Origin of the sequence: Acinetobacter sp. RIT698 (assembly GCF_009668065.1) — a bacterium.
Lineage (GTDB): Bacteria > Pseudomonadota > Gammaproteobacteria > Pseudomonadales > Moraxellaceae > Acinetobacter > Acinetobacter guillouiae.
Genome location: NZ_WJYH01000022.1, coordinates 14218 through 28692 on the forward strand (window position 1 = coordinate 14218; position 14475 = coordinate 28692).

14 protein-coding genes are annotated in these 14475 nt (G+C 36.7%); 7 read left to right on the forward strand and 7 right to left on the reverse strand.

Annotated features, from left to right (window positions below; all coding sequences use genetic code 11):
• Window positions 1-36: 36 nt before the first annotated feature.
• On the reverse strand, window positions 37-537 hold the full coding sequence (locus GJV03_RS11240; protein ID WP_154130113.1) for a YaiI/YqxD family protein: 501 nt from the start codon (window positions 535-537) through the stop codon (window positions 37-39).
• Window positions 538-782: 245 nt separating this feature from the next.
• Between GJV03_RS11240 and GJV03_RS11245 the strand changes: the two genes are divergently transcribed.
• The gene (locus tag GJV03_RS11245; protein WP_004724362.1) at window positions 783-1712 is read left to right on the forward strand and encodes a hypothetical protein; all 930 of its coding nucleotides are present in this window, start codon (window positions 783-785) and stop codon (window positions 1710-1712) included.
• Between the two features lie 869 nt (window positions 1713-2581).
• Here GJV03_RS11245 and serC read toward each other — a convergent pair.
• On the reverse strand, window positions 2582-3661 hold the full coding sequence (gene serC / locus GJV03_RS11250) for a 3-phosphoserine/phosphohydroxythreonine transaminase (protein WP_004724366.1): 1080 nt from the start codon (window positions 3659-3661) through the stop codon (window positions 2582-2584).
• A gap of 350 nt (window positions 3662-4011) precedes the next feature.
• Here serC and GJV03_RS11255 point away from each other — a divergent pair, with 350 nt between their 5' ends.
• A complete protein-coding gene (locus tag GJV03_RS11255) occupies window positions 4012-4824 on the forward strand; it encodes an AraC family transcriptional regulator (protein WP_004822608.1) in 813 nt (270 codons plus the stop codon).
• A 39-nt stretch (window positions 4825-4863) separates the two neighbouring features.
• Here GJV03_RS11255 and GJV03_RS11260 read toward each other — a convergent pair whose 3' ends face one another.
• Both GJV03_RS11260 and GJV03_RS11265 read right to left on the reverse strand, forming a co-directional pair.
• A complete protein-coding gene (locus tag GJV03_RS11260; RefSeq protein WP_354666851.1) occupies window positions 4864-5460 on the reverse strand; it encodes a LysE family transporter in 597 nt (198 codons plus the stop codon).
• An 85-nt stretch (window positions 5461-5545) separates the two neighbouring features.
• Window positions 5546-5956: an SRPBCC domain-containing protein gene (locus GJV03_RS11265; RefSeq protein ID WP_154130114.1), complete on the reverse strand. Its 411-nt coding sequence runs from the start codon at window positions 5954-5956 to the stop codon at window positions 5546-5548.
• Window positions 5957-6155: 199 nt separating this feature from the next.
• On the opposite strand from GJV03_RS11265, the gene GJV03_RS11270 reads away from it, so the two are divergent.
• The 5 genes from GJV03_RS11270 to gltP all read left to right on the forward strand — a co-directional run bounded on the left by GJV03_RS11270 (window position 6156) and on the right by gltP (window position 12724).
• Window positions 6156-7649, forward strand: a complete 1494-nt coding sequence (locus GJV03_RS11270) for a TolC family protein (protein ID WP_154130115.1) — start codon at window positions 6156-6158, stop codon at window positions 7647-7649.
• 13 nt (window positions 7650-7662) lie between these two features.
• Window positions 7663-8919 (forward strand): efflux RND transporter periplasmic adaptor subunit, encoded by a 1257-nt coding sequence (locus tag GJV03_RS11275; protein ID WP_105714135.1) that lies wholly within the window; start codon window positions 7663-7665, stop codon window positions 8917-8919.
• Window positions 8920-8921: 2 nt separating this feature from the next.
• Window positions 8922-10055 (forward strand): ABC transporter permease, encoded by a 1134-nt coding sequence (locus tag GJV03_RS11280; RefSeq protein ID WP_105714134.1) that lies wholly within the window; start codon window positions 8922-8924, stop codon window positions 10053-10055.
• On the forward strand, window positions 10048-11157 hold the full coding sequence (locus tag GJV03_RS11285) for an ABC transporter permease (RefSeq protein ID WP_151957200.1): 1110 nt from the start codon (window positions 10048-10050) through the stop codon (window positions 11155-11157). Before GJV03_RS11280 ends, GJV03_RS11285 begins: the two co-directional genes overlap by 8 nt.
• A gap of 277 nt (window positions 11158-11434) precedes the next feature.
• Window positions 11435-12724, forward strand: a complete 1290-nt coding sequence (gene gltP, locus GJV03_RS11290) for a glutamate/aspartate:proton symporter GltP (RefSeq protein ID WP_004724381.1) — start codon at window positions 11435-11437, stop codon at window positions 12722-12724.
• A 136-nt stretch (window positions 12725-12860) separates the two neighbouring features.
• Here the strand turns inward: gltP and GJV03_RS11295 are convergent, their stop codons facing one another.
• From GJV03_RS11295 to GJV03_RS21735, 3 genes are all read right to left on the reverse strand, one after another.
• Complete coding sequence (locus GJV03_RS11295) at window positions 12861-13268, reverse strand: hypothetical protein (RefSeq protein ID WP_154130116.1); 408 nt, start codon at window positions 13266-13268, stop codon at window positions 12861-12863.
• A gap of 4 nt (window positions 13269-13272) precedes the next feature.
• Complete coding sequence (locus tag GJV03_RS11300) at window positions 13273-13803, reverse strand: hypothetical protein (RefSeq protein WP_154130117.1); 531 nt, start codon at window positions 13801-13803, stop codon at window positions 13273-13275.
• Between the two features lie 330 nt (window positions 13804-14133).
• Complete coding sequence (locus GJV03_RS21735) at window positions 14134-14259, reverse strand: KGW motif small protein (RefSeq protein WP_004724391.1); 126 nt, start codon at window positions 14257-14259, stop codon at window positions 14134-14136.
• Window positions 14260-14475 lie beyond the last annotated feature (216 nt).

Below are 14475 nucleotides of genomic sequence, written 5' to 3' on the forward strand. Positions count from 1 at the left end.
TCAGTCGCAGATGATTATTCAAAGCATGAGTTAAACTTATATCGAAGTCTTACGTTTCTGCTTGAGAATGGTTTGGTCTAAGCTACTCGAAAACTCACGTTTATCACGCTCAGAAATCGGTGGTGGTCCACCTGTTTGTACACCTGCACCGCGCAAAGTATCCATAAAATCACGTAAATGTAAGCGAGCTTTGACGTTGGCTGAAGTATACACTTCTCCACGTGGATGAATTGCCACACCACCCTTTTCAATAACCTGTGCCGCTAAAGGGATATCCTGAGTAATCACAATATCATTCTCCCCCATACGATCAACAATTTCTTGGTCAGCTTGATCTGCACCCGACATTGCTTGAATTGAGTTGATCCGTACAGATGGCGTAATACCTACAGGCTGGTTTGCAACAAAAGTAACTTCCAATTGATAACGGTCTGATGCACGTAAGATCACTTCACGAAGAATTTTAGGTAAAGCATCTGCATCGACCCAAAGTTTAAATGGCAGCACACAACATCTCTGATAAAGATTTTTCAACATTTTAACAAAATGCCGCTTCGCTGTCCTATGCATATTCTTTTATTTATCGCGAAAATCTTTAACAACTTCGAGATCCAATCAAACTTTGCATCTCGCTTTTGGTGATTAAAAGTACAATTTAGGGCGTGGTTTATGGCAATTGAGTTTAATATTCTGGTTTTTCTTATGATTTTACATTTCAGGACTTGAAATCTAGCAATCATCCTCGATTTAATAGCATAAGAGAGGCATTTAAAATCGTGAAAATGAACAATCAAAACAGACCTGAAACAATTATCATAGAAGATCAGAATTTTGGTAGCCATGTCGAACATTGGAGTCTATTGACTGAAAATCCAACGTCCGAAGTGCCCAAATGGTTAGGTTTGGCTTTGGATGCACCAGTAATGCCCATGGGGCTTTGTTCAAAAGAATGCGATATGGATGTATCAACTTGGTTAATCCAAGGTCCAAGCGGTTCTTCTGTACAGCTCTGTCAAGTGATTGATGTTGAGAATAACAAACCTAAAGCTGTAAAAACGGCTTTCCCAAGTTTTGAAAGTCCCTATCAATTAAATGCTTCTATTGACCGTATTATTACCTGTAAAACCAATACTCAAGCCGTACTTAGCTTAAAAGTAGGAACAAATAGTGTAGTTTATGCATTTGACAGTTTGTACAGTGTAAACGGCCATCAATATTTGCAAGATCAACAATATAAAGTTCAACTGAATGCATGGGCCTATGAACTTGAAAAAGTTTCTGACCATGAACAAATCATTGTTGATGATCCTGCTTCAATCAAACACCATCGTGCGTTAAACGATATTCTTTCACAAAATAATGGTATTGCACCTGAAAACCTTCAAGAGCAAATTGATGCATGGGAAGCGAAGTCAGAAGATGATAAAGCGCCTGTTACTGTTGATTTTTCTAAAATGGTGGCATACCTCTATGGAGAAACCTTAGGGCAAGAGGATGAAGCTTGGTTTCAAGGTAAAGTGGTCGGTAAAACTCAAATGCAGTTTATGCAACAAGACTACACGCTTTATGATGTGACTTTAATTCTTGAAGAGAACCAACCCGCAATCTTAGTCCGTATCGCAACCAAGGATCCTGCTTTCAAAAATTTTGAAATTGGACAATATATTCGCGGTAATATCTGGATTCAAGCAAACATTTATTCTGCTGCTTGATTCAAAAAACACATAATCAGCATGATGGAAAACCCATCATGCTTTTTTATTACATGTTTTGTAACATTTCTATTATATCTAAATAGAACCTCGCATTTTTTATCTTTTTGAATTCAAATTTACCAGTTATCCACAGTTTAAATTCAAACTTAAATAATCAGGCCTTTTTAAAACTATTTAAGTTGAAGAATATCGCCTGTTTATTTAAATAATAAATACATTCCCCTATTTGAAAAATCCCAAGAAAACGAATTCAAAAATAAATTTAAAAACAGCAGCTTAAGTATAAAAATTAAACCAATAAATATCATGATCTTGTTAAAAAATAGACTTCTTTTTTATACTTAAATCATATTATTTTCCATATAAAGACTAAAAAATAGTCAAGTTATCCACAATGTATCCACAAAATCATGATTATAAATTCATAATATTTTTATTGATCGGGAGATAATAAAAGCCGCAACATATTAATAATGTAATTTAGCACTTTATTTAACCAGTCAATTATGTTAAAAATACGACGAACCAATAGGATTTAAACAATAATTTAAAAATCTAGGCTCAGTAATGAAAATTATACCTGAACAATCGACTAGTCTAATCAATCAAGTTAGTGGTTTTCACTTACGCTTGGATAAAGGAGCCTGCTGCTTTTTTGTTCTAGGTATGTTTTTAGCTGCAATGATGATCCATATATTAGGCATATTCCCGACGACTTAATGTTTTACGACATTTATCTCACATAAAAAAATCCCTCACTCTGGAGGGATTTTTTTATGTCTAGGGCTTTACCTGTTTATTCAATCAAAGGAGAAAATTAGGTCCTGATCGACCACAACAAATCATTTAAATGTTTTGAAGTGAGATTAGCCGTTACGTTGAGCAAAGTCATCCATAAAGTTGACAAGTGCTTGTACGCCGTCCAAAGGTACAGCGTTATAAATACTTGCTCGCATACCACCCACTGAACGATGACCCGCAAGATTGAGCAAATGATTTTCTTCAGCTTCTTTCAAGAATAATTTATCCAATGCTTCATCTGCCAAAGTAAACGGTACATTCATGATTGAACGGTTTGGAAGTGCGATCGGGTTATTATAAAAATCACTAGAATCAATATAACCATATAGCAATTTAGATTTTTCAAGGTTGGTTTTATACATTGCGTCTACACCGCCCTGCTCAAGTAACCATTCAAAAACCAAACCAGATAAATACCAAGCATAAGTTGCTGGCGTATTCACCATAGAATCATTCTTCGCTTGTGAACCATATTTTAACAAGCTTGGAATTTCAGGTTTTGCTTGATCCAATAAATCATCACGCACGATCACAAGGGTTAAACCTGCTGGGCCAATATTCTTTTGTGCTCCAGCATAGATCAAACCAAACTTAGATACGTCTAATGGTGCAGATAAAATACTTGATGAAAAATCAGAAACTAAAGGCTTATCTGTTTCTGGAATATTGGCAAATTGAATACCACCAATTGTTTCATTTTCAGCATAATGGACATAAGCCGCATCGTCTGACAAGTTCCATGTACTTTGCTCAGAAATTGCAAGCTTTCCATTTATGCTTGTTGCCGCTTCAACGATATTGATATCGCCATAACGTTGCGCTTCTTTAGTGGCTTTTTCTGACCAAATCCCAGTATGGATATAATCAGCTTTAGAATTTTTACCCAATAAATTGAGTGGAATTGCAGAAAACTGAAGTGATGCACCACCTTGTAAGAACAATACTTTATAGTTCTCTGGAATGTTCATCAATTTACGTAAATCTGCTTCTGCTTTTTCAGCGACAGCCACATAGTCTTTGCTACGATGGCTCATTTCCATGATGGATAAGCCTTTACCATGCCAATCCAATAACTCAGCCTGAGCTTTTTCTAAAACGGCAGTAGGTAATGCAGCAGGACCAGCACAGAAATTGTACGCGCGCATGATTTTTCCCTTTTTAAAAGTGAAACGAATGAAATAGGCGCATTTAACCACAAATCGACCTTTCATGCAGTAGCTTTGTCAGTCAATATTTCAATATGTTTAGAGATTTAGAGTTGATAATTCAATTAACTATCGATATTGAGAGAAGCAAAATATTATAGCTAGACTGCTCACGGATATTTTAATCATCATCCTGAAATAATGACTTATTGCCAACATGCTTTTCTAGCTGACTGCACAAGGCTAGAGCATCCGTTACGCATAACCATATACCAATAGAAAACTCAATTTATAAACTTAACTCAGTTATAATTTATCCAGCTTAAACTTTATTCATTGGTAGATGTTAAATGCCAGCATCAAATCATCAGGATTGGATTCGCACAGCATCGGAAACAGATCGATTTGAACGTATCGAAGCATTTTTTAATGATCATGCCTATGAACCGCATCGGCATGATACCTATGCCATTGGTCGCACACTTTCAGGCGTTCAAAGTTTTCATTATCAAGGTGTCATGCAACATAGCCAGCAAGGTATGACGATGGTGCTGCATCCTGATGAAAAACATGATGGTGAATCAGGTACACAAGACGGTTTCCGCTATCGTATGGTGTATATAGAACCTGCAAAAATTCAATCTATTTTAAAGGGTAAACCTCTCCCCTTTATCCAACATGGGATCAGCACAGATCCTCGATTATTTAAAGCCACTAATACTTTTCTACAAAGCATCGAAAATCATATGGAAGTATTGGAAGAAGAAGATGCGCTGTATGATCTGGCCATGGCTTTAAATGAAATTTCTGTTCAACCATTATCACAACGGCTGAGTTTTGATTATCGTGCAGCAGAACAAGCTCGAGAATTTATTCATGCTGTATCTGAACGAAATATCAGCTTAGATGATTTAGAAAAAAATATTGGACGCGACCGTTGGAGTTTATCGCGCGACTTCCGCTTATTGTTTGGAACCAGCCCACATCGTTATTTAACCATGCGTAGGCTGGAAAAAGTTAAAATCAATTTAATCAAAGGGGCTTCTTTGGTTGCGGCTGCAACAGATGCAGGGTTTTATGATCAAAGTCATATGACCCGACATTTTAAACAAGCGTTTGGGCTCAGCCCTGCGCATTGGAAAAAGATTAATCATTTGCCTTAGGCGTAAATACACACAGATTCAGTTCAAGCTAGTGATTAATCACAGCAAATTCATTCCTACAATAAAATCGCGTAGCATTCCAAGTCCTGTAACAATCAGCATGATTGCCATAATTTTATTTAAATAATTAAACCATTTAGGATCAGAAATTTTATCCCCTAAAAACTTGCCCGCCAAAGCATATACAAATGGCGCTCCAGCAGCACCCATTGAAATGATCAAAGATACAATAAAAATCATTACGCCTGTAATTTTAGCCGCAGGATACATAATTGTCGTGACGGGTAAAATCACCAGAATCCCTTTAGGATTAAACAATTGAATTAAGAAACCATTTAAGAAGGTCAGTTGATGTTCGGCTTTTTCAGTACTTTCTAAATAGGCTGTCAACATTTTAACAGCCATATAAAAGGTATACACCGCCCCGACCAAAGAAATATAGTGTAGCCAGTGGTGAGGAATAACAGCCTCACCAACATAGCCCAAAGTCAGAAATAGAAATAACATTGCACAACCCACCCCAATGAAAAAACCGATGGATTGTTTAAGCTGCCCAAGCAGTCCTGCATTCAATCCAATGAAATTTACAGGACCGGGGCTATACATCACACTCAAGGTATAAAGAAAGATTTCCACAACAACACTCAACTTTGATCTAAACGAATTTCAGAAGATCAAAGTAAGTCTGTGGAAATGTTTTGTATTGTACGTTTGTGCAGAACTAAACTTTATTTTCTACATAGCGTGCAAAATTATCTAAAATTGCTTGCCAACCTGCTTGCTGTTGCTCAATCGGATACATCGTTTCAGGATCAAAACTAATCCTCACCACAACAGCATCATTTTTTTGTTCAAAGTGAACTTCAGCATTTCGCTCGCCAAAAGAATAGGCAATTTTTTTATGGGGAATAATTTCAGTATATGTACCCGAAAAATCAAAGCCCATACTGCCATCTTTGGCTTCCATACGATTTGAGAATTGTCCACCTACACGTAAATCATTTTTAGAATTGACCGTGTGCCAATCCGCTGAAGCGGTATTCCATTGCTGTATATCCTCTGGATTATTATAAATGTCCCAAACCAATTCGATTGGTGCTGTGACCACGGACTCAACGGTAATTCTTGCCATTTTTTATTCTCCATAGATCTATTTTGAGATTCAATTTATTGATTGAATTATCATGATTTTGATTATAATTTAATCGGATTTATACTGATTATCGAAACTACAAAAACCACACATATTAAAGTATACATTTAGATTATTTATTCTAGTCATTCAAGGTTAGAATAGTCTCAAATTTAAACAAATGCTGATGATTTTTCAGATGAAATTTAAAACTTGCTATTCACTTAAAGCATTATCAAAATTGATACAAGTAAGCAGTTTTGCAGCCTTCAATACGGCCTTTGTATCTGTCACCTTTGCTGAAAACCTAAGCTATGTACAAGCAGAACAATATTTACTTGAAAATTCTTATACTACCCAAGCCAATCAAGCACTCAATCAAGCGTCTAAACTTCAAGCAGAGGCTGTCAAAAATATTGGTCTACCTCGCATCGATTTAAATGTACGTGCCTATAAGTTTCATACTGAAACAGATATTCCGCTAAATGGGGTCAAAAATAATCTGGAACAGACGCTTTCACAAGGGGTGAATGATCGGGTTGATCAATGGCAATCTGAACAGAACATTCCCTCGAATATCACAGATCCTTTAAAACAAGGGCTAAACCAAGGAATTCATAGTGGTATTGGCCTAATTCCAGATACAGCCAATGTTGTCCTTGAAGATGAAGTTGTTCGTCCTACTGTTTCTGTGATGATGCCAATTTATACTGGCGGGATTACCTCGACAACAAAGCAGATTGCCAATTTAAAAGTTGAACGTAGTCAACTCGATACTAAACAACAGCAAGATACACAACGTTTTGAAGTGATTCAGGCGTATTTTAATGTGCAATTACAACAACAGCTGTTCAATGCCAGTCAATTCAATCTAAGTGCAATGCAACAACACTATGACAATTCACTCAAACTTGAAAAACAGGGATTTATTAGCAAAGGACAGCGCATGCAATTTGAAGTTGCGCGCAATAATGCCCAGCGTTCAGAACAAAATGCTTCAGCAAATTTACAAGCCAGTCAGTTCCAACTTCAAAATTTATTGCATAAATCCAAAATTGATCAACTGACGACACCCTTATTTGTCAATCGTCAGCAAAGCCAATCACTCAACCAACTCCTTACTTCTTATCCTGAAACTTCAAGCCTGGTTCGAAAAATGCAAATGGATACGCAGCTTGCCAATCAGAATGTCAAAATACAGAGCGCCGCAAAAAAACCAACCCTTTTTGCGTTTGGGGAATATAGTTTAGATCAAAACCAAAACTGGATTGTGGGTGTTGCTGCTCGCTACAACCTATTTTCAGGGATTGATAAAAACAAAAATGTCCAAGCCGCTGAATTACAAAGATATGCAACAGAGCTTATGACAGCGCGCACCCAACAAGAGATTGAGAATATTATCTACAAATCCTATAGTGAACTCGCCACAGCACAGCAGTCCAATCAATTACTGCAACAAAATGAACAAGCAGTGTTAGAGAATTTAAGAATCCAACAATTATCATTTAAAGAAGATATGGGCACCGCCACTCAAGTCATCGATGCACAGAATCAACTCAGCCTACTCAAAACAGAAAAAGCACTCAATGCCTATAAATACGTACTCTCTCTAGCAACTTTGCTACAAAGCCATGGTTCTATTGAACAATTTAAAGACTACGTCAATCAAACTAATACAGATTATATTCGTTAAGATGGAGCATAAAATGACAAAACAGCATGACCATCACAATGGACAAAATGATTCATCTTCAACTTCGCAAGCTGATGCAAACTCAGATATTTCATCAAATGAAAATTTAGTTCATCCAGAAATGAATACACACAATAATACAGATCCGACTGCTTTATCTGATGCAGCTGTAGCGCAACAACCTACAGCCAATCAAATTGAATCTGAAAAAGAGACACCAATCAGAGACTCAGCACAGGAACAAAGAGCTGCGACAAACATCAACGCTGATCAAAAACCTTCTAAAAAGAAAACAATTTTGGTCATCGGCGCAATAATTTTAATTCTATTATTGGGATTGATTGCGTTTGGTCTATGGAAAAGTTATCAACCTAAAACAGTAGATGTTCAAGGACGTGTTGAGGCTGAAACATTACATGTCAGCACTAAAGTTCCAAGTCGGATAGAAGGCATCTTTGTCAGCGATGGTCAAAAAATTGAAAAAGGACAACTGTTAGTTACTCTAAGTAGTCCAGAAATTGCTGCCAAAAAACAACAAGCGCTGGCAAGTTTACAATCCGCCTTAGCCTTACAATCGACGGCAGACAGAGGTTCTCAACAAGAAAACATTGATACCTTATATGCCAATTGGCAAAGTGTAAAAGCGCAAGAAAATCTTGCAAAAATGACCTATCAACGTGGTGCTAACCTCTTTGCACAAGGGGTAATTTCACGTCAACGCCGTGATGAAATGCATGCCGCTGCACAATCAGCCACTCAAATGAGTGAAGCCGCTTATCAGCAATATGCACGAGCAAAACGTGGCAGTACCGCTGAACAAAAATCTGGGGCTGATGCACAAGTCGAGATTGCAAAAGCCGCTGTTGCGGAAGCCAATGCTTTAGAGGCAGAAACCAAACTATATTCTCCTGTAAACGGCACAGTATCTAAAACTTATGGTAAACCCTCAGAACTGGTGGCTATTGGTGTCCCTGTTGTGAGTATTATTCAAGATGAAGAAAATTGGGTCAGTTTAAATGTCCGTGAAGATCAATACACCCAAGTTTATCAAGCAAAAAGCTTAGATGGTTTTATACCCGCACTCAATAAAACAGTGTCATTTAACATCAAAAATATAGATGCTGAGGGTGAGTTTGCAACTATTAAAACCACACGTCAGACAGGTGGATATGATATTCGTAGTTTTAAAGTCAAGCTTACTCCCGCTGAAGCCGTGCCTGAATTAAAAGTAGGCATGAGTGTGATCTTTAAATTAAAAGAGAGCCAATAAACATGTGGACGGGCATGTTAAGAGAGCTTCAATATTTGCTCAAGCATAAATGGGATTTATGCTTAGTCACACTTGCCCCGCTCTTTGTGATTATTTTATTCAGTAGTATGTTTTATGCAGGAAAAGCTGAACATTTACCGATTGCAATTATTGATCAAGATCAGAGTGAACTCAGTCGCAATATAGAAAAGTATCTTAGTCATAATCACACGCTTTCAATCTACACTGTATCAGACAATCCCAATGAAGTTGAACATCTGCTCAATCAGACCAAGATTTGGGGATATGTGCATATTCCAGCAGGTGCTGAACAACGTATGGTTCAAGCACAAGATGCACAGATCAGTATTGCTTTTAATCAGTCCTATTTTAGTATTGGCAATGGGATCTCTTCAGCGATGCTTCTCTCTACGGTTGAAGCGATTGCTGATTTTGCAAAGAATTCATATTTTGAAAATAAAATTCCTTATGCTGAACTTTCCACAGCAAATATAAAAATTTCTCCCCTATTCAATCCAAATCTCAGTTATGAGTTCTATTTAGAACCCTTTATGATTCCAGCAATTTTGCACTTATTGCTGTGTTGTTGTGTAGCCTTTGCTGTGGGTCAAGAATTGAAATACGGTACCTTAAATCAATGGGTCCAAGGCAAGTCTGTATTGAGTGCGCTTTTGGCAAAAAATATGGTCTATGTGTTAATTTTCTGTTTTTGGACTTGGGCATGGTTGTTTTGGCTGGTGGTGATCCGAGGTTGGTTCATTGCTGGCAGTCTATGGATAATTTTACTTGGACAGTTCTTACTTTATTCAGCCTATGCACTGATCAGTAGTACAGTCGTTCTCGCAACTAGAAATTTATCTAAAACTTTTGGATTTATTGCAGTTTATGGTGGCTCTTCACTAAGTTTCGCAGGCGTAACGCTTCCCTTGAATAATGCACCAATTTTTACCAAATTTTGGGCCAACATTATTCCTTATACACCTTATGCGAAATTACAAACTGAACAATGGGTTGTTGGCAGTCCTAGTTTTATTTCGATGGTTCCTTTAGCTATCCTTGCCGCATATTGTATTTTCTATTTTGCATTATCAAGTTTACTCCTCAATAAAAATTTAAAGGGAGCAAAACATGATTAAATTCTTTAAAGAACTCGCTCGATACTATGTAGACACTTTTAAAAATATTGGGAAAAACTCGTCTATTTTGACCACCATGGTGCTTTCAGTATTTTTTTATAGCATTTTTTATCCCACAGCCTATAAAGCGCAAACGGCTGAAAGCTTACCGATTATTATTGTAGATGAAGAACAAAGCTATCTGAGCAATACCATCATTACTGAAGTTGCCAAAAGTCCCAATGTAAAAGTTACTAAAATTACTGGGAATTTTGAACAAGCAAAACGTATGGTTCAAGAGCAAAAAGCCGATGGTATTTTGTTATTACCTGAGAACCTATCCAATAGTGTGGTTCGAGGTGAGGCTGGTGGTATTGGTTTATATTTAAGCAGTGCTTATTTTCTTAAAACCAAACAGATTGGTTTAGGCTTAGCCACTGCAATTGAAAATGCGGTTGCAGAACAAGCCGAAAGGTTTGGCAAAATTTCACATTTCCAAGTCGCGCTTCCGATCCATCAAATTCCGTTGTTTAACACACTTTCAGGATATGGCAGTTATATCTTTCCTGCAATTGCACCGCTGATTATCCATCAGACTATTGTTCTGGGCTTGTGCATGTTGATTGCTGGGTATCGTGAGCAACGATGGCGAGCCACAACCGCTGAATTTTTTGGAATCTATCTAGCAGCACTCACGATTGGTTGCCTCGGCTGCTATTATCTATTTGGTTTCACTTACTGGATCAATGATTATCCGAGAGGCGGCAATTTCTGGGGTATGCTGTTTTCCGTTCCAATTTTTATTAGTTGCGTGATTGCAATGGCAATGCTTTTAGCCAGCTATCTAGATATTTCAGAACGTGCTGGACATCTGATCGTTTTCACCTCAATTCCATTGTTTTTACTTTCAGGTGCTGCTTGGCCCCTGCAAGCAATGCCGACTTGGATGCAGTATTTTGCTCACTTCTTCCCGTCTACTCAAGGAATTAACTTATTTATTCAGCTAAATCAAATGGGTGTGCCGATTCAGGTGATTATTCCTAAGTTAATTTATCTTGTATGCTTAACAGGAATTTTGATGATATGGGCATATATACGCCTGACCAAAACACATAAAAAATAAGAATAATTGTGTGAAATTTAATTTATATAATGAATTAAAATTAACAATAAAATCGAATATTTTAATCAAACTGAACTATTTTTAATCATTTGAACGCATTTTTGATAAAAAAGTTAGTACTGCTGACGCAAATAGCGTCAGAATAGGCCATTTTCGAAATACTCTGAATACTCAGAATCTCCCACCCTAAGGCACCCACATGCTTTAGCGGGATTTCTTTTGTGTTTTTTTGATAGAGTTTTCCTTTTCGCCAAAATCTGAATTTTAAGGGCTCAGTATGAAGAAAATGAAAATTAGCCTCGCTTGGCAAATTGTTATTGCGCTCTTCTTAGGTATTCTTGTTGGTGCTTTTTTGCACAACGCACCTGAAATTCGCGGTGACATCATTGCAAACTTTTTACAACCATTGGGTAAGATTTTCATCAATCTGATCAAAATGATTGTAATTCCACTTGTGCTTTCCATGCTGATTTTAGGAATTGCCAATGCGGGTGACAGTAAAAGTGTCGGTAAACTTGGTTTTAAAACCATTGTTTATTTTGAGATTATTACGACAGTTGCAATTATTGTAGGCTTAGTTGCTGCCAATGTATTCCAACCTGGTGCAGGCATTGATATGTCTACACTGACAACCTCTGATATTTCGCAATATAAAGAAACGACACAGGAAGTCAGCCATGAAGCTCATGGCTTAGTGAATACAGTTCTTTCACTTATCCCACCGAATATTTTTGCTGCAATGGGTGATGGGCACATGTTGCCGATTATTTTCTTTGCAGTCATTTTCGGTATTGGTCTAGGTTCATTGTCTAAAGAAACCAAGCAACCGTTAATTGACGTGTTAAAAGCTGTTTCTGAAACAATGTTCAAAGTAACGCACATGATCATGATGTTTGCACCGTTTGGTGTATTCGGCTTGATCGCAGCGACTGTTGCAAACTTTGGTTTTAGTTCATTATTACCGTTAATTAAACTAGCCGTTTTAGTTTATGGGGCAATTTTGTTCTTTATCTTTATTGTGCTTGGTTTTGTGGCTAGATTCTGTGGTTTCAGTATCTGGACAATTATCAAAATCTTAAAAGATGAACTTATTCTGGCCTACTCCACTGCAAGCTCTGAAACCGTTTTACCACGTATGATGGAAAAAATGGAAGCTTATGGTGCACCTAAATCAATTACCAGTTTTGTTGTTCCTATCGGTTATTCATTTAACTTAGATGGTTCAACACTCTATCAAAGTATTGCTGCCATATTTATTGCGCAACTTTACGGTATTGATTTAACCATCACTCAACAGCTTGTTTTGGTCTTGACCCTGATGATTACCTCTAAGGGTATCGCAGGTGTTCCTGGTGTGTCTTTCGTGGTCCTATTGGCAACTTTAGGCAGCGTGGGGATCCCACTAGAAGGCTTAGCATTTATTGCGGGTATTGACCGTATTTTAGATATGGCCCGTACTGTATTGAATGTGATTGGTAACGCACTTGCTGTTCTCGTGATTAGTAAATGGGAAGGCAAATTCGATACTGAAAAACAAAAATCTTATAATTTTGATGCCACACATTAATTTTTAAGATCAGAAAAACCACCTTCGGGTGGTTTTTTTGTACATGCTTGACTGAGATCACCTCCCTTTTAGACTGCATTCAATTCCACCAATCGCTCAAAAGATTGAATATATGATATGCAGAATAATTAACCTTCTAGCATTGATAAGGGTACTGTTTTAATGGCGTTTTACCTTTCTTTAAAATGATTTTAATCTGCGCTTTTTTACCGACATCGACAAATTCTTGTGTGATATAGCCATCTTTTGCAAGGCATAAATTCCAATCGTACACTTGCACCCCATGAATCATTAAGCTCTCAACTTTCCATTGGGCCTGTTTTTCAAAATTCACTATCCCCAATTTGTTTGTGAACTTTTCATCATACTGGTCATCTATTTTTGCAGGATGTACTGCCGTTACTAACACGACTTTTACATCAGAAATTGCTACTCCCTGCTCATTTACAACAGTCACAATCACTTGAGGCTTCTGTGTTTTATATATCGGATAACAACTACTTAAAGAAATCAGGATTGGTATTAGAAATATAAATCTATTCATTCATTTACCTTGTATAGCCACAGCTCAATTTTGAGTTTCCTTGTGGTGTTTCATCTAAAGCGTTCTCAATATTCCAATCATCACCCACAACCTTACGTAAATGATAGAGCACCGTTGTCGGTGTACCCTTAAATACAAAATAGTAACCATTGGATTGAGTTTTATCCGATTTATATTTTTGTAATGCAATTTTGATCAGTTGTGATCCAAAAACATTACTATCTACTGCTAAGTCATCCTGTTCAGTATGTGCAGTTTTATAATAGCGATAACCTTGCACACCATAATATGTATTATTACCAACAATCATCGTCTGTTTAGATTTATTCAGCTTTACATTTTTCTGCCCATCACGGCTAAAATCTTGTAAAAGTACAGCTATTTTACTTTCAGGATGTTGAAAAAGTGCATAACAATTGATCGCTTTAGTATCGATAAGCGTGTCTATCTGAATATTCTGAGCATTTACCAATTGCGTAAAAATCAAACCGACTATTAGTAAACTTATTTTATTTATATTCTGAAACTGTTTCATAGGTTATTTTCCAGCAGTCGTTTGCGAAAGCAATAAGTTTTATAAGGACTCTAAAGTCACGATTAGGTCATTTATTTTTATGAAAAAAAATTATAAAAATTCATAATAGACTTCTTTCATAAGTCCTTTTTAAAACCATAAATCAACATAAAAGCACCCTCATCCTAACCTTCTCCCATAGGGAGAAGGAACTTTCAATTCCAATATAATTCACTTCACATGATCATTTTTTGATTCATGAAATATCTTTAATACACAAAAACCACAATAAAGTGGCTTTTGTTATTAGCATCTAAAATTATCAATCAGAGAATGTACTCGCTTCTTTAGCTATGCAATTAAATATGCACTGAGAATAATCAGCATTTGTACAACTAAAATAACACTAAACCATTTCCAGCCTTTTTGGCGAAGGATGACCTTATCTGCTGTTGAATAATTGACTGTTCTTATCATTTTATCACCTCATTCTTGCTACATCATGGAACATTTTTGGGGCAAAACATCGGTCTTTTAATAGACAATGTATAACATGCAAGAAATAAACCAAAGTTAAAACTGTAACTAAAATTATCTTATACTTATCTATATAATTAACTTGATATAAATCAACTCATTTTGATGTTCCATTATTTAATCATACATAGTGCCACTATCCCGTGGCAGCATAAA